Origin of the sequence: Streptomyces sp. NPDC051555 (assembly GCF_044454405.1) — a bacterium.
GTDB lineage: Bacteria > Actinomycetota > Actinomycetes > Streptomycetales > Streptomycetaceae > Streptomyces.
In genome coordinates this window covers 136,998-158,873 of sequence record NZ_JBITDP010000019.1, presented here as the reverse complement: position 1 = coordinate 158,873, position 21,876 = coordinate 136,998, and the positions used below count along the sequence as shown (strand labels likewise).

The 21,876-nt window shown below is 72.4% G+C and carries 17 protein-coding genes; 9 read left to right on the top strand and 8 right to left on the bottom strand.

All coding sequences use genetic code 11. The annotated features are described in order from the left end of the window. The first annotated feature begins 70 nt into the window (after positions 1-70). A complete protein-coding gene (locus ACIBEA_RS31925; protein WP_399266671.1) occupies positions 71-3,346 on the top strand; it encodes a sacsin N-terminal ATP-binding-like domain-containing protein in 3,276 nt (1,091 codons plus the stop codon). Positions 3,347-3,671: 325 nt separating this feature from the next. Here ACIBEA_RS31925 and ACIBEA_RS31920 read toward each other — a convergent pair whose 3' ends face one another. Then, complete coding sequence (locus ACIBEA_RS31920; protein ID WP_399266670.1) at positions 3,672-6,140, bottom strand: cation-translocating P-type ATPase; 2,469 nt, start codon at positions 6,138-6,140, stop codon at positions 3,672-3,674. Positions 6,141-6,234: 94 nt separating this feature from the next. After that, positions 6,235-6,633 carry a DUF2530 domain-containing protein gene (locus ACIBEA_RS31915; RefSeq protein ID WP_399266669.1) on the bottom strand — a complete coding sequence of 133 codons (399 nt, stop codon included), beginning with the start codon at positions 6,631-6,633 and terminating at the stop codon, positions 6,235-6,237. Between the two features lie 243 nt (positions 6,634-6,876). Here ACIBEA_RS31915 and ACIBEA_RS31910 point away from each other — a divergent pair, with 243 nt between their 5' ends. Then, positions 6,877-8,316: an NCS2 family permease gene (locus tag ACIBEA_RS31910; RefSeq protein WP_399266668.1), complete on the top strand. Its 1,440-nt coding sequence runs from the start codon at positions 6,877-6,879 to the stop codon at positions 8,314-8,316. Positions 8,317-8,336: 20 nt separating this feature from the next. On the opposite strand, the gene ACIBEA_RS31905 is transcribed toward ACIBEA_RS31910, so the two are convergent. Next, a complete protein-coding gene (locus tag ACIBEA_RS31905; RefSeq protein ID WP_283458154.1) occupies positions 8,337-8,519 on the bottom strand; it encodes a ribbon-helix-helix protein, CopG family in 183 nt (60 codons plus the stop codon). Positions 8,520-8,639: 120 nt separating this feature from the next. Between ACIBEA_RS31905 and ACIBEA_RS31900 the strand changes: the two genes are divergently transcribed. The 3 genes from ACIBEA_RS31900 to thpR all read left to right on the top strand — a co-directional run bounded on the left by ACIBEA_RS31900 (position 8,640) and on the right by thpR (position 11,152). Continuing rightward, the gene (locus ACIBEA_RS31900; RefSeq protein WP_399266667.1) at positions 8,640-9,077 is read left to right on the top strand and encodes a MarR family winged helix-turn-helix transcriptional regulator; all 438 of its coding nucleotides are present in this window, start codon (positions 8,640-8,642) and stop codon (positions 9,075-9,077) included. A 24-nt stretch (positions 9,078-9,101) separates the two neighbouring features. Then, on the top strand, positions 9,102-10,460 hold the full coding sequence (locus tag ACIBEA_RS31895; protein ID WP_399266666.1) for an MFS transporter: 1,359 nt from the start codon (positions 9,102-9,104) through the stop codon (positions 10,458-10,460). A gap of 149 nt (positions 10,461-10,609) precedes the next feature. Continuing rightward, positions 10,610-11,152, top strand: coding sequence for an RNA 2',3'-cyclic phosphodiesterase (gene thpR, locus ACIBEA_RS31890; RefSeq protein WP_399266665.1), 543 nt, complete (start codon positions 10,610-10,612; stop codon positions 11,150-11,152). 135 nt (positions 11,153-11,287) lie between these two features. On the opposite strand, the gene ACIBEA_RS31885 is transcribed toward thpR, so the two are convergent. Both ACIBEA_RS31885 and ACIBEA_RS31880 read right to left on the bottom strand, forming a co-directional pair. Beyond that, positions 11,288-12,277, bottom strand: a complete 990-nt coding sequence (locus ACIBEA_RS31885; RefSeq protein ID WP_399266664.1) for an aldo/keto reductase — start codon at positions 12,275-12,277, stop codon at positions 11,288-11,290. A gap of 59 nt (positions 12,278-12,336) precedes the next feature. Then, on the bottom strand, positions 12,337-13,029 hold the full coding sequence (locus tag ACIBEA_RS31880) for a GDSL-type esterase/lipase family protein (protein WP_399266663.1): 693 nt from the start codon (positions 13,027-13,029) through the stop codon (positions 12,337-12,339). 92 nt (positions 13,030-13,121) lie between these two features. On the opposite strand from ACIBEA_RS31880, the gene ACIBEA_RS31875 reads away from it, so the two are divergent. Beyond that, positions 13,122-14,174, top strand: coding sequence for a WD40 repeat domain-containing protein (locus tag ACIBEA_RS31875; protein ID WP_399266662.1), 1,053 nt, complete (start codon positions 13,122-13,124; stop codon positions 14,172-14,174). A gap of 127 nt (positions 14,175-14,301) precedes the next feature. On the opposite strand, the gene ACIBEA_RS31870 is transcribed toward ACIBEA_RS31875, so the two are convergent. Next, positions 14,302-14,889, bottom strand: coding sequence for a TetR/AcrR family transcriptional regulator (locus ACIBEA_RS31870; protein WP_399266661.1), 588 nt, complete (start codon positions 14,887-14,889; stop codon positions 14,302-14,304). Positions 14,890-14,975: 86 nt separating this feature from the next. Between ACIBEA_RS31870 and ACIBEA_RS31865 the strand changes: the two genes are divergently transcribed. The 3 genes from ACIBEA_RS31865 (at position 14,976) to ACIBEA_RS31855 (ending at position 18,562) form a co-directional block, all read left to right on the top strand. Further along, complete coding sequence (locus ACIBEA_RS31865; protein ID WP_399266659.1) at positions 14,976-16,502, top strand: MFS transporter; 1,527 nt, start codon at positions 14,976-14,978, stop codon at positions 16,500-16,502. Between the two features lie 67 nt (positions 16,503-16,569). Beyond that, a complete protein-coding gene (locus ACIBEA_RS31860) occupies positions 16,570-16,788 on the top strand; it encodes a hypothetical protein (RefSeq protein WP_399266658.1) in 219 nt (72 codons plus the stop codon). A gap of 196 nt (positions 16,789-16,984) precedes the next feature. Further along, complete coding sequence (locus ACIBEA_RS31855) at positions 16,985-18,562, top strand: SPFH domain-containing protein (RefSeq protein WP_399266657.1); 1,578 nt, start codon at positions 16,985-16,987, stop codon at positions 18,560-18,562. Between the two features lie 52 nt (positions 18,563-18,614). On the opposite strand, the gene ACIBEA_RS31850 is transcribed toward ACIBEA_RS31855, so the two are convergent. Together ACIBEA_RS31850 and ACIBEA_RS31845 are read right to left on the bottom strand one after the other, a co-directional pair. Then, positions 18,615-19,943 (bottom strand): nitrate/sulfonate/bicarbonate ABC transporter ATP-binding protein, encoded by a 1,329-nt coding sequence (locus ACIBEA_RS31850; RefSeq protein WP_399266656.1) that lies wholly within the window; start codon positions 19,941-19,943, stop codon positions 18,615-18,617. An 11-nt stretch (positions 19,944-19,954) separates the two neighbouring features. After that, positions 19,955-21,718 carry an ABC transporter permease gene (locus ACIBEA_RS31845; protein ID WP_399266654.1) on the bottom strand — a complete coding sequence of 588 codons (1,764 nt, stop codon included), beginning with the start codon at positions 21,716-21,718 and terminating at the stop codon, positions 19,955-19,957. Positions 21,719-21,876: the final 158 nt, after the last annotated feature.

Here is a 21,876-nt window from a genome sequence, read left to right as displayed (position 1 = left end):
GGCCGCCGCGACCGCGATACCTTCGGGGCTTCGGCATTCGATGAATGCGGTACAGCTGGGAGGCAGCGGCGTGAGCGTGCGAGTAACGGCGGCCGAAGGCGGCGTGGACCCCTTCGGGACGGCCCGGCTGCGACGCGGAGTCCTCGATTCCTGGGGCGCGGGCCCGACCCGGTTCCGGGAGGACGCCAACGCCGAGGAGGACCTGGCGCTCGGCGGCTACCGGGACCGGCTCGTCGTCGAGCTGGCCCAGAACGCGGCCGACGCCGCCGCCCGGGCCCACACCACCGGGCGGCTCCGGCTCACCCTGCACTCCGGCGAGGGCGGTCACGGCGTGCTCGCCGTCGCCAACACCGGTGCCCCGCTGGACGCCACCGGCGTGGAGTCGCTGAGCACCCTGCGCGCCTCCGCCAAGCGCGAGGCCGCCGGGGACCGACCCGGCGAGAGCGCCTGGGACAGCGTCGGCCGCTTCGGCGTCGGCTTCGCGGCCGTCCTCGCCGTCACCGACGAACCCGCCGTCCTCGGCCGGCACGGCGGGGTCCGCTGGTCCCTGGCCGAGGCGCGCGAGTTGGCCCGGGGCGCCTCCCAGGGCAGCCCCGGCCTCGGCGACGAACTGCGCCGCCGCGACGGCCACGTCCCGCTGCTGCGACTGCCGTTGCCCGCCGAGGGCACCGCGCCCGACGGCTACGACACCGTGGTCGTCCTGCCGCTGCGCGACGCGGCCGCCGCCGACCTCGTCGAGCGGCTGCTGGCCGGGATCGACGACGCACTGCTGCTGACCCTGTCCGGGCTGACCGAGGTGGTCGTGGAGACCCCGGCGGGCGTGCGCACGCTGCGCCGCCGCGCGGAGGGCCCGTACACGGTCATCGAGGACAGCGCCGCCGCCGGTGGCGACGGCGTCCGGCGTTGGCGCACCGTGCGGGACACCGGCGCCATCGCCCCCGAACTCCTCGCCGACCGGCCCGTCGAGGAACGGCTGCGGCCCGCCTGGTCCGTCTCCTGGTCCGTGCCCGTCGACGCGGACGGCGCGCCCGTGCGCCCGGCCACCGCACCCGTCGTGCACGCGCCGACCCCCACCGACGAACCCCTCGGCATCCCCGCGCTGCTCATCGCGACCCTGCCGCTGGACACCACCCGCCGCCACCCCGCGCCCGGGCCGCTGACCGACTTCCTGGTGCAGCGGGCCGCCGACGCCTACGCCGCGCTCCTCGGCGCGTGGGAGCCGGTGAGCACCGCCCTGGTCGACCTGGTGCCCGGACCGCTCGGCAAGGGCGAGTTGGACGGCGCGCTGCGGGCCGCCGTGCTGGAGCGGCTGCCCCGGACCGCCTTCCTCGCCCCGGCCGCCGTGCCGGCCGCCGCGCCCGACGCGGATCCGCAGGAGGGCCGGGCCGCGCTGCGCCCCTTCGAGGCCGAGGTGGTGGAGGGAGCGGGCGCCGACACCGTACGGGTCCTGGCCGAGGTGCTGCCGACCCTGCTCCCCGCCGGGTTGGAGCGGCGCGCCGAGCTGCGCACCCTGGGCGTCGGACGGCTCCCGCTCGGCGACGCCATCGAGCGGATCGCGGGCGCGGACCGGCCGCCGCACTGGTGGTACCGGCTGTACGACACCCTCGCGGGCGTGGACCCCGAGCGCCTGTCGGGCCTGCCGGTGCCGCTGGCGCCGACCGGCGAAGAGCCCGGGGGCCCCGGCGAGCACACCGCCTTCGACGCCTTCGACGCGTACGACACGTACGACTCCTTCGGCGAGCCGGAGCGCTCCGCCGCCCCCGGCATCCGCACCGCCATCGGCCCGCGGCACGTCCTGCTCCCCGGCCCCGACACCCCGGGCGGGCTGACCCGGCTCGGCCTCAAGGTGGCCCACCCGGACGCCGCGCACCCGCTGTTGGAGAAGCTGGGCGCGCTGCCCGCGACCCCGCGCGCCGTGCTGGGCACCCCGCAGGTGCGGGCCGCGGTGGCCGCTTCGCTGGATGCGGGCGAGATCTGGGACGAGGACGCGCTCGACCCCGAGGAGCTGGCCGACATCGTGCTCGGCCTGATCCGCGGCGCCGCCCTCGCGCCCGGTGACGAACCCTGGCTGGGCGCCCTCGCGCTGCCCGACGAGGACGGCGAGCTCACCCCCGCCGGCGAACTGCTGCTGCCCGACAGCCCCCTGGCCTCGGTGATCCGCGAGGACGAGATCCCGTACGTCGACGGCGAACTGGCCGCGAAGTGGGGGGCGGACACCCTCGCCGCGTGCGGGGTGCTCGCCACCTTCCAGCTGGTGCGGGCCACCGACGTGGTGCTCGACCCGGACGAACTGGAGCCGCGCGAGGGCGACTTCGCCGAGCCGGACGACGCGGGGCTGCTGGACGCGGTGGACGTCTGGTGCGAGGACCTGCTCGACCAGCTCCCCGAGACCCCGGTCCCGCCGGTCGCCACCGAGCTGGTCGCGGTACGGGACCTGGACCTGGTCGACGACGACTGCTGGCCGCGCGCGCTGGCCATGCTCGCGCAGCCGCCGCTGCGGGACGCCCTGACCCAACCGGTGCGGGTGTTGCTCCCCGACGGCACCACCCGGTCGGTGCGCTCGTACACCGCCTGGTGGCTGCGCGACCACCCGGTGCTCGACGGCCGCCGCCCGGCCGGGCTGCGCGCGGCGGGCGGGGACCCGCTGCTCGCCGGGCTGTACACCCCGGCCGACGCCACCGGGTTCGAGGACGAGCAGGTCCTGCGGGCGCTGGGCGTACGGACCTCCGTGGCCGCCCTGCTGGAGGAGCCCGGCGGCGCGGCCGAGCTGCTGGGGCGGCTCGGCGACCCGGACCGCGAGGTGAGCGGACACCAACTGCACGCCCTGTACGGGGCGCTGGCGGACCTGGACCCCGAGCAGGTCACGCTGCCCGACGCGCTGCGCGCGGTGGAGGACGGCGAGGTGGTCGTGGTGGACGCGGCCGACGCGCTGGTCGCGGACGCCCCGGACCTGCTCCCGTTGGCCGCGGGCCTGCCGCTGCTGCCGGTGGCTCCGGCGCGGGCGGCCGACCTGGCGGAGCTCTTCCAGGTGCGGCGGCTCTCGGACACGGTGGCCGCGGAGATCGACGCCCCCGGTGAAGAGCACGACGTACCGGAGCCGGTGCGGGTCCTGCTCGGGCCGGCCACGCCGGCGACGTACGTCGAGCACGAGGAGCTGCTCGCGGGCGGGGTCGAGCTGGACTGGCGCCGCACGCCGGACGGTACGGTGCACGCGGCCACGCTGGAGGGTGTGGCGGCCGGTCTCGCCTGGGCGGCGGGCCAGTGGCCGCGCCGCTTCGAAGTCGCCGCCCTCCTGGAGGACCCCTCCCGCACCCCGGAACTGGCCCGCGACCGCTGGTTCGACTGACCCCGCGCCTCAATCGCCGGCGAGGCTGGGCGATTCCAGCCCGCCCGCCGGGGCTGGGCGATCCAGCCCTCCCGGCGGGGCTGGGCGATTCCAGCCCGCCCGGCGATTGAGGGCCCGCCGGAGGCCCCACCGGGCCCCAGCCCGGACCACCCCACCAGCAGACACCTGCCCGGCCCGTCCAGCCTCCGGCGGCGCCTCAAACGCCGGCGAGGCTGAGGTTGGCCACCCCCGGGGCGATCCAGCCCGCCCGGCGATTGAGGGCCCGCCGGAGGCCCCACCGGGCCCCGCCCGGATCACTCCGCCAGGCGCACGGCCCCGGTGCCGGCTACGCGGGGAAGCGGCGGTCCACCCAGCGGAAGACGAGCTCGATCAGGGCGGAGGCGACCACCGCGATGCCGACGGCGGTCCACGGCATCACGGCCCCCTCCAGCTTCAGCTGGAAGAAGTCCTGGAGCCACGGCACCACCAGGACGATCAGGAAGGCCACGCCCATCGCACCGACCAGCGCGACCCGCCACCACGTGTACGGCCGGGCGATGATCGCCAGGACCCACATCGAGGTCAGGAAGAGCGCCAGGGTCGCGGCGCTGGTCTCGGCCTTGAGGGAGTCCGGCCCGGTGTAGTGGGCCCGCGCGATCAGGTACGTCACGAAGGTGGCCACGGCCGCGATCGCCCCGCCCGGGATGGCGTACCGCATGACGCGTTTCACGAAGTGCGGCTGCGCCCGCTCCCGGTTCGGCGCCAGGGCCAGGAAGAAGGCCGGGATGCCGATGGTGAGCGTCGACAGCAGGGTCAGGTGGCGCGGCAGGAACGGGTACTCGACCTGGCTGCACACCACCAGGACGGCCAACAGCACCGAGTAGACGGTCTTGGTCAGGAAGAGCGTCGCCACCCGGGTGATGTTGCCGATCACCCGACGCCCCTCGGCCACCACCGAGGGCAGGGTCGCGAAGCTGTTGTTGAGCAGCACGATCTGCGCCACCGCGCGGGTCGCCTCGGAGCCGGAGCCCATCGAGACGCCGATGTCGGCGTCCTTGAGCGCGAGGACGTCATTGACCCCGTCGCCCGTCATGGCCACGGTGTGGCCCTTGGACTGGAGGGCGGCGACCATGTCCCGCTTCTGCTGCGGGGTGACCCGGCCGAAGACCGAGTTCTCGTCGAGGACCTTGGCCAGCTCGTCCTGGTCGGTCGGCAGGTTGCGGGCGTCGACGGTGTTCTCGGCGCCCGGCAGGCCCAGCTTGGCCGCGACCGCTCCGACCGAGACCGCGTTGTCGCCGGAGATGACCTTCGTGTGGACGTTCTGCTCGTCGAAGTAGCGCAGGGTGTCGGCGGCGTCGGGCCGCAGCCGCTGCTCCAGCACCACCAGGGCGGTCGGCTTGACGGCGCTGGTGACCTGCTCGTCGTCCAGCTCGCGGGCGGAGCGGGCGAGCAGCAGGACGCGCAGGCCCTGTTCGTTGAGGTCGTTGATCTCGTCGAGGGCGGGATCGCCGACGGGCAGCAGGACGTCGGGGGCGCCGAGCAGCCAGGTGGAGTTCTCGCCGTCGCCCTCGCTGAAGCTGGCGCCGCTGTACTTGCGGGCGGAGGAGAAGGGCAGCGACTCGGTGCAGCGCCATTCCTCACTGTCGGGGTAGGCGTCGATGATGGCCTGGAGGCTGGCGTTGGGCCGCGGGTCGGACTCGCCGAGGGCGCCGAGGACCTTCTTCACGTACGCCGCGTCCGCGCCGCCGAGCGGGCGCAGCTCGGTGACGTCCATGCCGCCCTCGGTGAGGGTGCCGGTCTTGTCGAGGCACACGACGTTCACGCGGGCGAGGCCCTCGATGGCGGGCAGCTCCTGCACCAGGCACTGCTTGCGGCCGAGCCGGATGACCCCGATGGCGAAGGCCACGGAGGTGAGCAGGACCAGCCCCTCGGGGATCATCGGGACGATGCCGCCGACGGTGCGGGCGATGGAGTCCTTGAGGTTGGAGTCCTTGCCGACCAGCTGGCTGATGATCAGGCCGATGGAGGTCGGGATCATCATCCAGGTGACGTACTTGAGGATGGTGGAGATGCCGGTGCGCAGCTCGGAGTGGACGAGCGTGAAACGGGAGGCCTCTTCGGCCAGCTGGGCGGCGTAGGCCTCGCGGCCCACCTTGGTGGCGGTGAAGGCGCCGCCGCCGGCGACGACGAACGAGCCGGACATCACGGGGTCGCCGGGCTTCTTCAGGACGGGGTCGGCCTCGCCGGTGAGCAGCGATTCGTCGATCTCCAGGCCGTCGGCCTCGCCGGTGACGCCGTCGACGACGACCTTGTCGCCGGGTCCGAGCTCGATGACGTCGCCGAGGACGATCTCGGAGGTGGAGATCTCGGCGGTGGCGCCGTCGCGGCGGACGCTCGGTTTGGCCTCGCCGATGACGGCGAGGCCGTCGAGGGTCTTCTTGGCGCGCAGTTCCTGGATGATGCCGATGCCGGTGTTCGCGATGATCACGAAGCCGAAGAGGCTGTCCTGGATCGGCGCGACGAACAGCATGATCACCCAGAGCACGCCGATGATCGCGTTGAACCGGGTGAAGACGTTGGCCCGGACGATGTCCGGGGTGGAGCGCGAGGAGCGCACGGGGACGTCGTTGACCTCACCGCGGGCGACCCGTTCCGCGACCTCGGCGGTGCTCAGGCCGCCGGACCGGAAACGCGGTGCGGGCGGCGCCATCGGGTGCACCGGGTCCAGCTCCGCCCCTGCGTCGATGGCGGTGGTGCCGGCGGTGGTGCCGCCCGGCTCCGGCCCGTCGGAATCTATCCTCGCCCGCTGCGTCATGCTTTCGACGGTAAAGGGCCTTCGAACGGTTCACCCGCCGAGCAGTACGAAGATCCGACTTCGGGATGACCTGAATCGTCCCCCGGTACGCCCTTTAACCGGCGGTGTGGTTCCCGGGGGGCTTGACTGCGGCTCCCGACGCCTGTTCGGCCGCCCGGGCCTCGGACTGCCGGGCCTCGGACTGTCGAGTCTCGGACTGCTGCGTCTCGACCGCCTGCGTCTCGACCGCCTGCGTCTCGGCCGCCTCGGCAGCCGCGTGGCGCTTGAGGGCCGCGTCGCGGCCGCGGACGTACCAGACGCCGATCAGGCCGAGCACGCCACCCGCCGCACAGCACCACACCCACCACAGCAGGTCGTGGTCCGCGAACCAGCCGTAGAACGGCAGCTGGACGAGGAAGAGCGCGAACCAGAGGATCGTGCCACCGGTGACGGTCGCGACGATCGGGCCCTCCAGGGGCTCGGGCGCCTCGTGCTGTGCGGTCCATTTCGCCATGTCACCAGTCTATTGGGCGCGCGCCCGGGGCCCGCGGCGGGCGCCCGCTCGGCTCCCGCTCACCCCCCGCCCACCCCCCGCCCACCTCCCGGGTCGACTCCGGGCCGCCGCCACGCCCCTTTCACCCCTTGGCTCTACGCGCGGAGATGGCGCCACAGTTCTCATCTGTTCATACTGAAACGGTTTGCCTATGACGGGTTTCATTCGTACGAACCCACCAAAACGAACCAGTTTGAGGACCGCATGAGCACCTCGGCACCTGCCGCGGCCCCCACTCCGACGCCCACCAACGGCGTCGACCGCTACTTCAAGATCTCGGAGCGCGGTTCCACCGTCGCCCGCGAGATCCGGGGCGGCTTCGCCACCTTCTTCGCGATGGCCTACATCATCGTGCTGAACCCGATCATCCTCGGCAGCGCGAAGGACATGTACGGCCACCAGCTCGACGGCGGCCAGCTGGTCACCGCCACCGTGCTGACCGCGGCGTTCTCCACCCTGCTGATGGGCGTCATCGGCAACGTGCCGATCGCGCTCGCGGCCGGGCTCGGCGTGAACACCGTCGTCGCCCTCCAGCTCGCCCCGCGCATGAGCTGGCCCGACGCGATGGGCATGGTGGTCCTGGCCGGCTTCGTCGTGATGCTGCTGGTCGCCACCGGGCTGCGCGAGCGGGTCATGAACGCCGTGCCGCTGGGCCTGCGCAAGGGCATCGCGATCGGCATCGGCCTCTTCATCATGCTGATCGGCCTGGTCGACTCGGGCTTCATCTCCCGCATGCCCGACCTCGCGCACACCACGGTCCCGCTCCAGCTGGGCAGCAACGGACACCTGCACGGCTGGCCCGTGCTGATCTTCGTCGTCGGCGTCCTGCTCACCCTGGCGCTGATCATCCGCAAGACGCCCGGCGCGATCCTGATCTCGATCGTCGCCATGACCGTCGTCGCGGTCGTCGTCCAGCTGGTCACCGAGCTGCCGAACGAGGCCTGGGGCCTGACGGTCCCCGAACTCCCGGGCAACCCGGTGGCCGCGCCCGACTTCGGACTCGTCGGCCAGGTCAGCCTGTTCGGCGGCTTCCACAAGGTCGGGGTGCTGACCGGCGTCCTCTTCGTCTTCACCGTGCTGCTGTCGTGCTTCTTCGACGCGATGGGCACGATCCTCGGCGTCGGCGACGAGGCCAAGCTGATCGACGCGGACGGCAACTTCCCCGGCATCAACCGGGTCCTGCTGATCGACGGCCTCGCCGTCGCCTCCGGCGGAGCGACCTCCTCCTCGGCCACCACCTGCTTCGTGGAGTCCACGGCGGGAGTCGGCGAGGGCGCGCGCACCGGCCTCGCGAACGTGGTGACGGGTGGCCTGTTCACCGTGGCGCTGTTCCTCACGCCGCTCGCCACGATGGTCCCGTCCCAGGCCGCGACCCCCGCCCTGCTGGCGGTCGGCTTCCTGATCCTGGCGGGCTCGGTCAAGGACATCGACTGGAGCGACTTCACCGTCGCCGTCCCCGCCTTCCTGGCGATGACGATGATGCCCTTCACCTACTCGATCACCAACGGCATCGGCATCGGCTTCGTGAGCTTCTGCGTGCTGCGGCTGGCGACCGGCCGGGGCCGTGAGGTCCCGGTGGCCATGTACGTCGTGTCGGCGGTGTTCGTCTTCTACTACGCGATGCCCGCCCTGGGCCTCACGTGAGGCCCCGCCTCACGTGAGGATCACGTGAGGCCGTAGAACCTCTCCGTCTCGTCGACCGCCACCTTGAAGCGTTCGTCGAAGTCGTCGCGAATGAGCGTCCGGACCACATAGTCCTGGACGCTCATTCCGCGTTTTGAGGCGTGTTCCCGGAGCCGGTCCAGCAGCTCCCCGTCTATCCGCATGCTGAGCACATGAGTCCCCATGCCCACAGGGTCGGGCCACGGGGCGTGGACGCGTGTCACTTTCCGGAGCCGACTCACCCGTACGAGTGACGGAAAGAAGCCGGTGTTCTTTAGCTAGAGTAATGAGTTACTCTAATGAACATGCAAGACCTTTCCCATGGTGACGACGCCGCCGCCGTGAACGACCTCCGGTCCGCCGTGATGCGGCTCGGCCGACGCCTCAAGCACCAGCGCGTCGACGAGTCGCTCAGCCCGACCGAGATGTCGGTCCTCGGCACCCTCGCCCGCTGTGGCCAGGCCACCCCTGGCGAGCTGGCCCGCCGCGAGCACGTACAGCCGCCGTCGATGACCCGCATCGTCGCGCTGCTGGAGGCCAAGGGACTGGTCCGGCTGGAGCCGCACCCCGACGACCGCCGCCAGAAGGTGGTCAGCCAGACCGAGGAAGCCGAGGCGATGCTCGAAGAGAGCCGCCGCAAGCGCAACGCCTTCCTGGCCGGGCTCGCGGCCGAGCTGTCCGAGGACGAATGGGCCAAGCTGCGCGAGGCCGCACCCGTCCTGGAGAAGCTCGCGCACTTGTAACCGAACACGCCAGGAGGCGCACCCTTGAGTACGGGAAACGGAGCAGACTCCGCACCCGGCCACACATCCGCTCCCAACGCCACACCCGCTTCACCCACCGGCACCACCACGAACTCGATGTTCAGCTCGCTGAAGATCCGCAACTACCGGCTCTTCGCGACGGGACAGGTCGTCTCGAACACCGGCACCTGGATGCAGCGCATCGCCCAGGACTGGCTGGTCCTGTCGCTGACCGGCTCGGCCAGCGCCGTGGGCATCACCATCGCGCTGCAGTTCCTGCCGATGCTGATGTTCGGCCTCTACGGCGGCGTCCTCGCCGACCGGCTGCCCAAGCGGCCGCTGCTGATCGCCACCCAGAGCGCCATGGGCCTGACCGGGCTCGCGCTCGCCGGGCTCACCCTCGCCGGACACGTCCAGGTCTGGCACGTCTACCTGGCCGCCTTCCTGCTCGGCCTCGTCACCGTCGTCGACAACCCGGCCCGGCAGTCCTTCGTGTCCGAGATGGTCGGACCGGACCAGCTCGGCAACGCCGTCAGTCTGAATTCGGCCAACTTCCAGTCCGCGCGGCTGGTCGGCCCGGCACTGGCCGGCGTGCTGATCACCGCCGTCGGATCCGGCTGGGCCTTCCTGCTGAACGGGCTGTCCTTCGCCGCGCCGATCGCGGGGCTGCTGCTGATGCGGGCGCACGAGCTGCACCGCACGGAGGTCCAGCCGCGGGCCAAGGGCCAGCTGCGGGAGGGCCTGCGCTACGTCGCGGGTCGCCCCGAGTTGATCTGGCCGATCGTGCTGGTCGGCTTCATCGGAACCTTCGGCTTCAACTTCCCGATCTGGTTGTCGGCCTTCACCAGCGACGTCTTCCACGGCGACGCGGGCACATACGGGCTGTTCAACACGCTGATCGCGGCGGGCTCCCTCGCGGGCGCGCTGCTGGCGGCCCGGCGGACGCAGTCCCGGCTGCGGGTGCTGGTCGCGGCGGCCGTGCTGTTCTCCGTCCTGGAGATCGTGACCGCCTTCGCGCCCGGATTCTGGTTGTTCGCGCTGCTGCTGGTGCCGATCGGGATGTTCGGGCTGACGGTCAACGTCACCGCGAACTCCAGTGTCCAGATGACCACCGATCCCGAGATGCGGGGGCGGGTCATGGCGCTGTTCATGATGGTCTTCACCGGGGGTACGCCGGTGGGCGCGCCGCTGGTCGGTTGGGTGACGGACACCTACGGGGCGCGGATCGGCATGGCGGCGGGGGGTGTGGTGGCGCTGGTCGCCGCGCTGGCGATCGGGCTGGTGCTGTCCCGGGTCGGGAACCTCCGGCTCCGCGTGGACCGCCACCACGGCCTGGCCCTGGTCCCCCGCCAGCCGTCCCGAACCCTGGTCCCCGCGGCCTGATTGCCCTCAAACGCCGGGCGGGCTGGATCTGAACCCTTCAGCCCCGCCGGCGATTGAGGCGCCGCCGGAGGCGCCACGGGCACGCGGTCGTCCCACGGCCGGGCGGGCTGGATCTGTCCGGAGGCGGGGGGCGGGGATATGGTCGGGGGATGAGACTGTTCGCGGCCGTGTTGCCGCCCGCGAGGGCCACCGCGGAGCTGGCGACAGCCGTCCGCGCCGTCTCCGCCGCACCGGACCTCCGCTGGACCGCACAGGACGGCTGGCACTACACCCTCGCCTTCATGGGCGAGGTCGGGGAGGAGCTCCTCCCCGACCTCCACGCCCGCCTGGCGCGGGCCGCCGCGAAGTCGGCCCCCTTCACGCTCCGCGTGCACGGCTCGGGCCACTTCGGCGACCGCGCCCTCTGGGCCGGCGCGGCCGGCGGCCTGGACGGCCTGCGGATGCTCGCCGAGGCCGCCGACGCCGCCGCCCGGCGGGCCGGCGTACCCATGGAGCAGCACCACCGCTACACCCCGCACCTCACCCTGGCCCGCAGCTCCGAAGGGACGGACCTGCGCCCGTACACCGAGGCCCTCGCCGGCTTCGAGGGCACGCCGTGGCCGGTGCGCGAGCTGAGCCTGGTGCGCAGCAACCTCACCCCGGCGGACGGGCCCCGCTACGACGTCGTCGGGGCCTGGCCGCTCGGCGGCTGACCCCGACGCGTTAGTCTCAACAGGTGGATCCCAAGACCCGTAACCGTGTGATGGCCGGTGTGCTCGTACTGATGTTCGTCGTCGTGGCGGTGGCCGCCGCCGTCGGACAGTAGGCGGCGGCCCCCGCACCCGCCGCTACCAGGCGAAGGCCTCCGGTGAGGCGCCCGGTCCCGGGAAGATCTCGTCGAGGCCGTCCAGCACCTCCTGCGAGAGCTCCAGCTCGATCGCGCGCAGCGCGGAGGCGAGCTGCTCCGGCGTACGCGGCCCGACGATGGGGCCGGTGATGCCGGGGCGGGTCAGCAGCCAGGCGAGGGCCACGTCACCCGGCTCCAGGCCGTGCTTGTCGAGCAGGTCCTCGTACGCCTGGACCTGCGCCCGCACCGTGCTGTTGGACAGCGCGTCCGCCGAGCGGCCCGTGGCGCTGCGACCGGATTCCGCGGACTTGCGGATGGCGCCGCCGAGCAGCCCGCCGTGCAGCGGGGACCAGGGGATGACCCCGAGCCCGTACGCCTCGGCGGCCGGGATGACCTCCATCTCGGCGCGTCGCTCGGCCAGGTTGTAGAGGCACTGCTCGGTGACCAGGCCCAGCCGCCCGAGCCGCGCCGCCGCCTCGTTGGCCTGGGCGATCTTCCAGCCGGGGAAGTTGGAGGAGCCCGCGTAGAGGATCTTGCCCTGCTGGACCAGGACCTCGACGGCCTGCCAGATCTCCTCGAAGGGGGTGTTCCGGTCGACGTGGTGGAACTGGTAGACGTCGATGTAGTCCGTGTTCAGGCGCTTGAGGCTGGCCTCGACGGCCCGCCGGATGTTCAGCGCCGAGAGCCGGTCGAAGTTCGGCCACGGGTCGCCCTCGGCGGCCATGCTGGCGTAGACCTTGGTGGCGAGGACCGTCTTCTCGCGGCGGCCGCCGCCCTGGGCGAACCAGGTGCCGATGATCTCTTCGGTGCGGCCCTTGTTCTCACCCCAGCCGTAGACGTTGGCGGTGTCGAAGAAGTTGATCCCGGCTTCGAGCGCGGAATCCATGATCGCGTGGCTTTCCGGCTCCCCGATCTGGGGGCCGAAGTTCATCGTGCCGAGGACAAGTCGGCTGACCTTGAGGCCGGTGCGTCCGAGCTGCGTGTACTTCATGGGACCCAAGCCAACTGCCTGGAGCGCGCTCGAAGCAAGGCCCCACGGTGAAGCGCGTGTTACAGCCCCCCGGCCGCCGCATACGGCGCGCCGATCCCCCAGGCCTGGTGCATGACGGCCGCGAACTCGCCGGCGAGCCGGTGTTCGCCCGAGGCGCTGGGGTGGGTGCCGTCGTAGGTGTCGTGGCTCAGGGCGTAGTCCTGCGGGCGCGCGGCCAGCAGCAGCGGCGAGGCGTCGGTGGAGAGGTCGGCGACGGCCTTGGCGAGCAGCTCGTTGAAGCGGGCCACCTCGGTGGCGAAGGGCGCGTCCACGTCGGCGCGGACGTTGGGGATGACCGGGAGCAGCACCATCCGGATGCGGGGGCGTGCGGCCCGGGCCGCGGCGACGAACAGCCGGACGTTGGCGGCGGTCTGCTCGGCGTCCGTGTAGAAGCCGAGGTCGATCAGACCGAGGGAGACGAGCAGCACGTCCGGCCGGTGGGTGCGGGCGGCGTCGCCGATGAGCGGGACCATGTGCTGCCAGCCCTCGCCCCAGCCGGCCAGGTGGCGGCGTGCGTGGTCGGGGAAGTCGGGGTCGGCGTAGACGTGGCTGGTCGGCGCGTCGGCGCAGGTGTCGTAGACCTCGCTGCGCGGACCGACGATCTCGTGGGGGCCGCCGAAGTGGGCGCTCAGGTGCTGCCACATCCGGTAGCGCCAGGTGAAGTCGCCGGCGCGTCCGATGGTCATGGAGTCGCCGACGAACATGAAACGCATCCGGTCATCATCGCGGATCACCGCCCGGCTGCCCACGTGATGCGGGACACGCGGGTACGCGGGTACGCGCGCGGGCCTGGCAGGCTGGGGGGATGCGCCCGCTCCTGCCTGCCGCCGCCGTCACCACCGCCGTTGCCGCCGCCGCCACCGCCGTCGTGGCTCTCTCCGCCCTGGCCGCGGGGACGGGCGTCGCGGCCGCCGCCGGGTCACCGGCGCCCGCCCCGGGATCCGCCTCCTTCACGATCTCGGACCCGCGGATCAAGGAGTCCAGCGGGCTGGCGGCCAGCAAGCTCCATCCGGGGATCTACTGGACGCACAACGACAGCGACGACGGGCCGTACGTGTACGCCGTCGACTCGGCCACGGGCCGCACCGTCGCCCGCGTCACGATGGAGGGCGTCGGCGCCCCGCGCGACGTCGAGGCGATCTCGCTCGGTCCGGACGGGCAGCTCTACGTCGGGGACATCGGCGACAACCTGGGCGGCACCTGGGACCACGTATGGATCTACCGCTTCCCGGAGCCGGCGCAGCTCGGCGACGTGACGGTCAAGCCGGTGCAGTTCACGGTGCGTTATGCGGACGGCCCGCGCAACGCCGAGGCCCTGATGGTCCATCCGGTGACCGGGCGGGTGTACATCGCGAGCAAGAGCGAGGACAAGGGCGGCCTGTACGAGGGGCCCGAGCACCTGTCGGCGTCAGGGAGCAACGAATTCCGCCGGGTCGCGGACGTGCCGTGGGTGACGGACGGGGCGTTCGCGCCGGACGGCGGGAGCCTGACCCTGCGCGGGTACTTCTTCGCGCGGACCTTCCCCTGGAAGGACGGCAGGCCGCAGGGCGAGGGCGCCCGGGTGGACGCGCCGTGGCAGGGGCAGGCGGAGTCGGTGACGTACACGCCGGACGGCAGGACGCTGATGTTCGGGTCGGAGGGGGCGAACAGCCGGGTGGTGGCGGTTCCGGTGCCGGGGGCGGCTCCGCCACCGAAGCCGGGGTCCACGCCGTCGCCCGGGGGGACGCCCGCCACCACGGGGTCGGCGGACGCCCCCGACGGGGGCAACTTCGGCGTCGGGGCGATGGTGCTCCTCGGTGCCACGGCGCTCGTGCTGCTGGGCAAGCGGGTGGTCGGGCGGGGCCGACGCCGGGACTGACCCGGGCCCGTAGCGCCTCCGGCGGCGCCTCAAACGCCGGCGGGGCTTGATCGTGCCGGCGAGGCTCAAGGAGTCGGCCCCATCCGGGCCCGAAGAGCCGGCCCCGTTTCCAGCCCGCCCGGAAGGGCTACGGCTTCGGGGTGCGGCCGCCCGAGAGCCCGCCCGCGAGTCGGCGGATGCCCTCCGTCAGGTCCGCCGCCGTGGCCGCGGTGGCGGGGTTGAAGCGCCACTGGACCATGACGCCGGTCAGCAGCGCCTGGTAGACCGCCCCCAGCGTCCGCATGTCGTCCTCGTCGAGCTCCTCCTCCGGGATGCCCGTGAACAGGGCGATCAGGCCGCGCCGCCCCTCGCCCTCCGAGGCCGCCAGCATGGCCGCCAGCTCCGGCATCCGGTCCGGGGCGAGCGCGATCTCCGTGCTGGCCGCCCACATCGCCGTGAACTGCTCGTGCCGGCCGAGGATGCCCTCCCAGACCGAGGTGAAGCGGTCCAGCGTGCCACCCTCCCCCGTCACCTCCGGGGTGACCGCGGCGCCCCAGTCCTCCGCGATCCCGATGAACGCCTGGATCAGCAGGGCGTCCTTGGAGCCGTAGTGGTAGCCGATCGAGGCGAGATTGGCGCCGGACGCGCTGACGATGTCCCGCGCGGTCGTACGCGCGAAACCCTTCTCCAGGAGGCACTTCTTGGCGCCTTCGAGCAGATCTTCACGATGTCCCATGCCCCCGAGGATATACGAGCGTTCTATACAGACGTCCCATACATCCGTACTAGACAAGCGTTTATGACGCTTGTACATTACTGCTCATGACGAACCCCGCAGCACGTCTCGCAGGTCGCCGGGAATGGATCGCCTTCACCGTCCTCCTGCTCCCCCTGCTCCTGGTCTCGATGGACGTCTCCGTCCTCTACTTCGCGATCCCCTCCATCACGCAGGAGCTGGACCCCACGGCGACGCAGCAGCTGTGGATCTTCGACAGCTACGCCTTCGCACTCGCCGGACTGCTCATCACCATGGGTTCGCTCGGTGACCGGATCGGCCGCCGCAAGCTGCTGCTGATCGGCGCCGCCGCCTTCGGCCTCGCCTCCGTCTGCGCCGCCTACGCGACCAGCGCCGAGATGCTCATCGCCGCCCGCGCCCTGCTCGGCATCGGCGGCGCGACCCTGATGCCGTCCACGCTGGGGCTCGTGCGCAACCTCTTCCATGACGACAAGCAGCGCGGCCAGGCCATCGGCATCTGGTCCGGCGCGATGGCCGGCGGCATCGCCCTCGGCTCGGTCATGAGCGGGCTGATCCTGAACCACTTCTGGTGGGGCTCGGTCTTCCTCATCAACGTCCCGGCGATGCTGCTCCTGCTGCTCCTGGTCCCCGTGCTCGTACCGGAGTTCAAGGACCCCGCCCCCGGCCGCTTCGACCTGCTCAGCGTCCCGCTCTCGATGGCCGCCGTGCTCCCCGTCGTCTACGGCCTCAAGGAGATCGCCGCCGAGGGCTTCGAGCCCCTCTACCTCGGCTGCCTCGCCGCCGGACTGCTCTTCGGGTCCCTCTTCGTCCGCCGCCAGCTCACCCGCGACGACGCCATGATCGGCCGGGACCTCTTCCGGGGCCGCGGCTTCGCCGCCGGGGTCGCCTTCAACACCGTCGCCGCCTTCGCCATGATGGGCTCGGCCTACTTCACCACCCAGTACCTCCAGTCCGTCCTCGGCATGGGCACCCTGGAAGCCGCCCTGTGGTCCCTGGCCCCCTCGGTCGCCGTCGGCGTCGCCGCCCCCGCCTCCACCGCCCTCGGCCAGAAGCACGGCCGCCCCGTGGTCATCGCCGGCGGGTTCGTCATCGGCGCCGCCGGATTCGCCGTCCTCGCCCTCACCGGCACCGACTCGCTGTGGCTGCTGCTGACCGGCGCCGCCGTCCTCGCCTCCGGCATGGTCACCGTGATGGCGCTCGTCTCCGACATGGCCCTCGCCTCGGCCCCCGCCGAGAAGGCCGGTTCCGCCGCCTCGGTCCTGGAGACCGGCAGCGAGTTCGGCGGAGCGCTCGGCATGGCCCTGATGGGCAGCCTCGGCACCGCCGTCTACCGCGGCGACCTGGCCGACGCGCAGCCCGCCGTACGGGAGACGCTCGGCGGGGCCGCGGCGGTCGCCCGGCAGATCGGCGGTGCGGCCGGGGAGACCGTACTGGCCACCGCCCGCGAAGCCTTCGTCCACGGCATGCACACCGCCTCCTACGGCGCCACCGCCCTGCTGCTGGTCGCCGCGGTCATCGCGGTGACCCGGGTCCGGCGCGCCGAGGCCGGCCGGGCGGCGGAGCCGGAGCACCCCCCGGTCCTCGCCGGCTGAGGGGCGCGAGGAGAACGGATGAACGGGCCCGGGGTCTCCCCGGGCCCTTCCCGCGTAACCTGCCGGTATGGATCAGGACATGGTGGGGATGACCGGGCGGGTCACCGGCACGGTGGGGCCCGGACTCGTGGGCGAGGTCATCGTCCGGATCCGGGGCGGCGCGGAGCACTTCCTGGCCCACCCGGCGCTGAACGAGCGGGAGTCGATCCCCGTCGGCACGGTGGTCACGGTGGTCGAACACCTGCCTCCGCGCACGGTGTACGTCACGGCCGCCTACGTCAACTGACCCTCCCTCGACCTGCGCCCGACCTCCCGCCGCCGCTCCGCCGACCCGCTGACGAGCGCCGCGGCGGCCGGCCTCCGCGGCGTTGCGTATCAAGATTGCGACAAGGACCCTCTCGCGTCTTCACGCCAAACGACGACGGGCGCAGACTCGGCCCCATCGGTGCCGCAACGGCACTGCACTAAGGGGGCGTTTGCCGATGGCTATCGGCGTCGTGGCGGGACTCGTTCTCGCCGCACTACTCGTTCTGATCGGCCTGTTCAAGCTCATGTGGCGGGTGGCCGAACCGAACGAAGCACTTGTCATCTCCGGCTCCACGCACAAGACCGAGGGCCTCGGCGAGGGCATGGGCTTCCGGATCGTCACCGGCCGCGGCACGCTCGTCCTGCCCGGCGTCCAGGCGGTCCGGAAACTGTCCCTGGACCTGAACGAGACCCAGCTGCTGGTGGACTGCGTGACCCACCAGGGCATCCCGCTCAAGGTCAAGGGCGTGGTGATCTTCAAGGTCGGGGACGACATGGTCTCGATCGCGAACGCGGCTCGGCGTTTCCTGGACCAGCAGAAGATGATCCCGGAGCGCGTGCACATCGTGTTCGCCGGTCACCTGCGCTCCATCGTCGGCGGGCTGACGGTCGAGGACATGATCCGCGACCGCGAGAAGCTGACCGGCCAGACCCGGGCGGCCTGCGGCAGCGAGATGGAGAAGCTCGGCCTGATCGTCGACTCGCTCCAGATCCACGAGATCGAGGACCCGACCGGCTACATCAAGAACCTCGCGATGCCGCACGCGGCCGCCGTCCAGCGGGACGCGCGGATCGCCCAGGCCGACGCGAACCTGCTGGCGACCGAGGCCGAACAGGCCGCCTTCGCCCGCATGTCGGAGGCCACCCGGGACAGCGAGATCCTCCAGGCGGGCTACCAGGCCGAGCGGGACAAGGCCGCGGCCTCCTCCCGCCAAGCCGGTCCGCTCGCGGACGCCGCCGCCCGCCAGGAGGTCGTCGTCCAGGAGACCCGGGTCGCCGAGCTGGAGGCCAACCGGCGCGAGCAGCAGCTCCAGGCGGACGTGCGCAAGCCCGCGGACGCCAAGGCCTACGAGCAGCGCACGCTCGCCGAGGCCGACCGCGACTCCCGGATCTCGGCCGCCCAGGCCAAGGCCCAGGAGACCGAACTCGCGGCGGCCGCCGAGGCCACCCGGGTCAAGGCGGCGGCCGCCGCCGAGGCCGAGGCCATCGAGGCCCGCGGGCTGGCGGCGGCGAAGGCCACCCGGGCCACCGGTGAGGCCGAGGCCGCGGCGACGCAGGCCAAGGGCCTCGCGGACGCCGAGTGGGCGCGGGCCAGGGGCCTGGCGGAAGCGGACGCGGCGAAGGCCAAGGGTCTCGCCGAGGCCGAGTCCATCAAGGCGCGCGCGGCGGCCCTGGCGGAGAACCAGGAGGCCGTGGTCGCCCAGCAGCTCGCCGAGAACTGGCCCAAGATCGTGGAGGCGGGCGCGAGCGCCTTCGGCAACGTCGAGCACATGGTGCTGCTGAACGGCGCCGAGGGCATGTCGGAGATGTTCGCGAAGGCCCTCACGATGGGCGGCACCGGACTGGGCCTCGCGCGCCAACTGCTGTCGTCGATGAGCCCGACGCCGGACGCCCAGGGCGGTGCGACGGGCGGTGCGACGGGTGCGGTGACGGGTGCGGTGACGGGCGTCCCGAAGACGGTCGTACCGACGCCGGGCGCCCACTCGGCGAACGGGGTCCAGCCGATCCCGATCACCGAGGACGGGCGGGCGTGACCCGCGGCCCGGGGGCCGGCGGGCCCGCGCCCGCCGGCCCCCGGGCCGTTCATCAGGGGGCCCGCTCCCCCGCGGCCGACTCGTCCAGCCGGTACTGCTCGCTGTCCGCGCGGTAGCCGTACAGCTCCGCGTAGCGGCCCCAGTCGGTGGCCGTCTCCAACTGCTGCTCCAGTTGCTCGCTCGTGTAGTGGTGCGCCAACAGGTCCCGGAAGAAGCCCGCCCGTTGGGTGCCGCCGCCCGAGCGGCGCAGGGTCGTGGTGATCAGGTGGACCAGCGGGGCCTCCATCGCACCCTGCGCGAAGAGCTCCTTCGACTCCTGTACGTCGGCCCCCGCGAAGGCGATCCCGCGCGGGGTCAGCACCAGGTGCAGGTCGCGCACCTCGGCCAGCCCGAGCAGTTCCAGACCGTCCACCAGGGGCAGTACGTCGTCCACCTCCAGCCCCAGCTCGTCCGCGAGGTCCGCCAGGTCCTCGCTGTTGTCGCGGCCGCGCTGGAGCACGATCTCGGCGAGGCCCGCCATGCCGTCCACGCTGGCCGCCGGGAGCGGGGTGTTCGCGGGCGTCCGGCGCGCGGGCGGGGCGGCCGGGGCGGCCGCCTTCGCGGTCCGCCCGGTCATCACGGCGTACACCGCGTCGACCACCCGCTCGAACTCGGGCGCCGTGCGGTCGCGCGGCCGCTCCAGCGCCACCTCGAAGGTCTCCTTGATCGTGCCGTAGGGGCGCGAGCCGAGGACGACCACCCGGTCCGCCATCAGCACGGCCTCCTCGATGTTGTGCGTCACCAGCACCACGGCCTTCGCCGGGAAACGGCCCGAGACCCACAGCTCCATCAGTTCGCCGCGCAGGTTCTCGGCGGTCAGCACGTCCAACGCGGAGAACGGCTCGTCCATCATCAGCACGTCCGGCTCGACCACCAGCGCGCGGGCGAAGCCGACGCGCTGGCGCATGCCGCCGCTCAGCTCCTTCGGGTAGGCCGACTCGAAGCCGTCCAGACCGATCAGGTCGATGGCCTCCACCGCCTGGCGGGCCCGGGCCGCGCGGTCCACTCCCTTGGCCTCCAGGCCGAGTTCCACGTTCTGCTGGACCGTCAACCAGGGCAGCAGCGCGAAGGTCTGGAAGACCATCGCGGTGCCCGGATTGGCCCCGCGCAGCTCCTCGCCCCGGTAGGTGACCGCGCCCGAGCTGACCGGGACCAGCCCGGCCAGGCAGCGCAGCAGGGTGGACTTGCCGCTGCCGGACTTGCCGAGCAGGGCGACGATCTCGCCCTCGTGGATGTCGAGGTCGATGCCGCCGAGCACGGGCAGTTCGCCGTCGGCGCCGGCGTAGGACTTGGTGAGCCCGGCGGCCCGCAGAAGGGTCGGCGGGGGCGTCGGCAGCGTCATGGCGGGGGTCCTCACATCGAGTAGCGGCGTTCGGCGAGGGCGTAGAGCGGCCGCCAGAAGAGCCGGTTGAGCCCGACGACGTACAGGCTCATCACCGCGATCCCGGCGATCAGCTTCGGGAAGTCACCCGTCTCGGTGGCGTGGAAGATGTACGCGCCCAGGCCCGTCGCCGTCAGCGTGGTGCCCGCGAAGGTGACCACCTCGCCGACGATCGAGGCGTTCCAGGCGCCTCCGGAGGCGGTGATGCCGCCGGTGACGTACGCGGGGAAGACGGCCGGGAGGATCAGGCGCTTCCAGCGCTGGAGGCCGCGCACCCCGAGGTCGTCCATCGCCTCCTTGAGGTCGGTGGGGATGGCCATGGCGCCGGCGATGGCGTTGAAGAGGACGTACCACTGCGCGCCCAGCGCCATCAGCAGGACGCATCCGATGTTGATGTCCAGCCCGGTCTTGAGGAAGAACCAGACGGCGAGCGGGAAGAGCAGGTTCGCGGGGAAGCTGGCCAGGACCTGGACGACGGGCTGGGCGATCTTCGTCAGCCGGGGCGAGGAGCCGATCCACACGCCGATCGGCACCCAGACGACGGTGGCGGCGGCGACCAGGACGACCACCCGGACGAAGGTGATCAGGCCGAGCCACAGGGGCTCCCCGAAGACCCCGAGGCCGGTCTCGCGCCGGAGGTAGCGCAGCAGGTCGTACAGGCCCCACAGCAGTACGGCGCAGGCGATCAGCCCGAAGATCAGGTCGCCGGTGCGGCGGCGGACGGGGTCCACCGCGAGCGCCTTGTCGTCGCGCCCCAGCACCACCCGGCCGGCCCGGCCGAGGCCCTCCCGGGCGGGGGCGGAGGCGCGGCCGAGGAGGGTGGACCACTGGGAGCGGCGCAGGAAGTCCAGGACGTAGCTGCGCTGCACGTCGGTGGCCTCGGACTGCTCGTTCTTGAACTTCTCGGCCCAGGCGGTCAGCGGCCGCCAGAAGAGGAAGTTGACGGTGACGATGGTGAGCGTCATCGCGACGATGCACCACCCGATCTTGTCGAGGTCGCCCTCGCCGATGGCGGTGCCGGCGTACGAGCCGAGGCCCGGTACGGCGTAGTCGTGGCCGCTGACGCTGACGGCCTCGGAGGCGACGAGCATGAACCAGCCGCCGGCGAAGCTCATCATCCCGTTCCACACGAGGTCGATGACCCCGGCGGGGACCTCGATCCGCCAGAAGCGCATCCAGCGGCTGAAGCCGAACGAGCGCGAGACCTCGTCGAGTTCGCGCGGGAGGGAGGTGAGGGTGGCGTAGAAACCGAAGGTCATGTTCCAGGCCTGGGAGGTGAAGATGGCGAAGACGACGGCGCACTCCAGGCCGAGGAGCGAGCCGGGGAAGAGGGCCACGAAGAACGTCACGAGGACCGAGAGGAACCCCAGGACGGGAACGGACTGGAGGATGTCCAGGGCCGGGATCAGGATCCGCTCCAGGCGGCGGCTGCGGGCGGCGGCGTAGGCGTAGCCGAAGGTGAAGACGACGGAGGCGCCGAGCGCGATGAACATGCGCAGGACGCTGCGGGCGGCGTAGTACGGCAGCCGCGCCGGGTCGGTGTCCACGTCGGGGACGTCGGCGGGGTCGAAGTTGACGGTGGTGCCCTGGCCGACCCGGAGGGCGAGGTAGCCGAGGACCAGGACGGCCGCGGCCACGGCGAAGTCGACCCAGGACAGGCGGCGTCGGTTGGGGACGAGCCGGCCCCCACCGCCTGTTCGCCTGGCGGCGGGCCGCCGCCGCTCGGTGATCCTCATCCCGCCCAGCGGACCACGCCACCCCCCACCCCACACCCCGGGTCACCCATCCGAGCACCCGGCCCACACCCTGCCCTCAAACGCCGGGCGGGCTGAACTTGGCCCACCCACCCTTGACTCGCCCTCAAACGCCGGGCGGGCTGGATGTGGCCCAACCC

Coding starts and splice junctions, on each gene's coding strand:
- ACIBEA_RS31920 (WP_399266670.1), bottom strand. CDS start 6,140: ATGACGCAGCGGGCGAGGATAGATTCCGACGGGCCGGAGCCGGGCGGC.
- ACIBEA_RS31915 (WP_399266669.1), bottom strand. CDS start 6,633: ATGGCGAAATGGACCGCACAGCACGAGGCGCCCGAGCCCCTGGAGGGC.
- ACIBEA_RS31910 (WP_399266668.1), top strand. CDS start 6,877: ATGAGCACCTCGGCACCTGCCGCGGCCCCCACTCCGACGCCCACCAAC.
- ACIBEA_RS31905 (WP_283458154.1), bottom strand. CDS start 8,519: ATGGGGACTCATGTGCTCAGCATGCGGATAGACGGGGAGCTGCTGGAC.
- ACIBEA_RS31900 (WP_399266667.1), top strand. CDS start 8,640: ATGCAAGACCTTTCCCATGGTGACGACGCCGCCGCCGTGAACGACCTC.
- thpR (WP_399266665.1), top strand. CDS start 10,610: ATGAGACTGTTCGCGGCCGTGTTGCCGCCCGCGAGGGCCACCGCGGAG.
- ACIBEA_RS31885 (WP_399266664.1), bottom strand. CDS start 12,277: ATGAAGTACACGCAGCTCGGACGCACCGGCCTCAAGGTCAGCCGACTT.
- ACIBEA_RS31880 (WP_399266663.1), bottom strand. CDS start 13,029: ATGCGTTTCATGTTCGTCGGCGACTCCATGACCATCGGACGCGCCGGC.
- ACIBEA_RS31875 (WP_399266662.1), top strand. CDS start 13,122: ATGCGCCCGCTCCTGCCTGCCGCCGCCGTCACCACCGCCGTTGCCGCC.
- ACIBEA_RS31870 (WP_399266661.1), bottom strand. CDS start 14,889: ATGGGACATCGTGAAGATCTGCTCGAAGGCGCCAAGAAGTGCCTCCTG.
- ACIBEA_RS31865 (WP_399266659.1), top strand. CDS start 14,976: ATGACGAACCCCGCAGCACGTCTCGCAGGTCGCCGGGAATGGATCGCC.
- ACIBEA_RS31860 (WP_399266658.1), top strand. CDS start 16,570: ATGGATCAGGACATGGTGGGGATGACCGGGCGGGTCACCGGCACGGTG.
- ACIBEA_RS31855 (WP_399266657.1), top strand. CDS start 16,985: ATGGCTATCGGCGTCGTGGCGGGACTCGTTCTCGCCGCACTACTCGTT.
- ACIBEA_RS31850 (WP_399266656.1), bottom strand. CDS start 19,943: ATGACGCTGCCGACGCCCCCGCCGACCCTTCTGCGGGCCGCCGGGCTC.
- ACIBEA_RS31845 (WP_399266654.1), bottom strand. CDS start 21,718: ATGAGGATCACCGAGCGGCGGCGGCCCGCCGCCAGGCGAACAGGCGGT.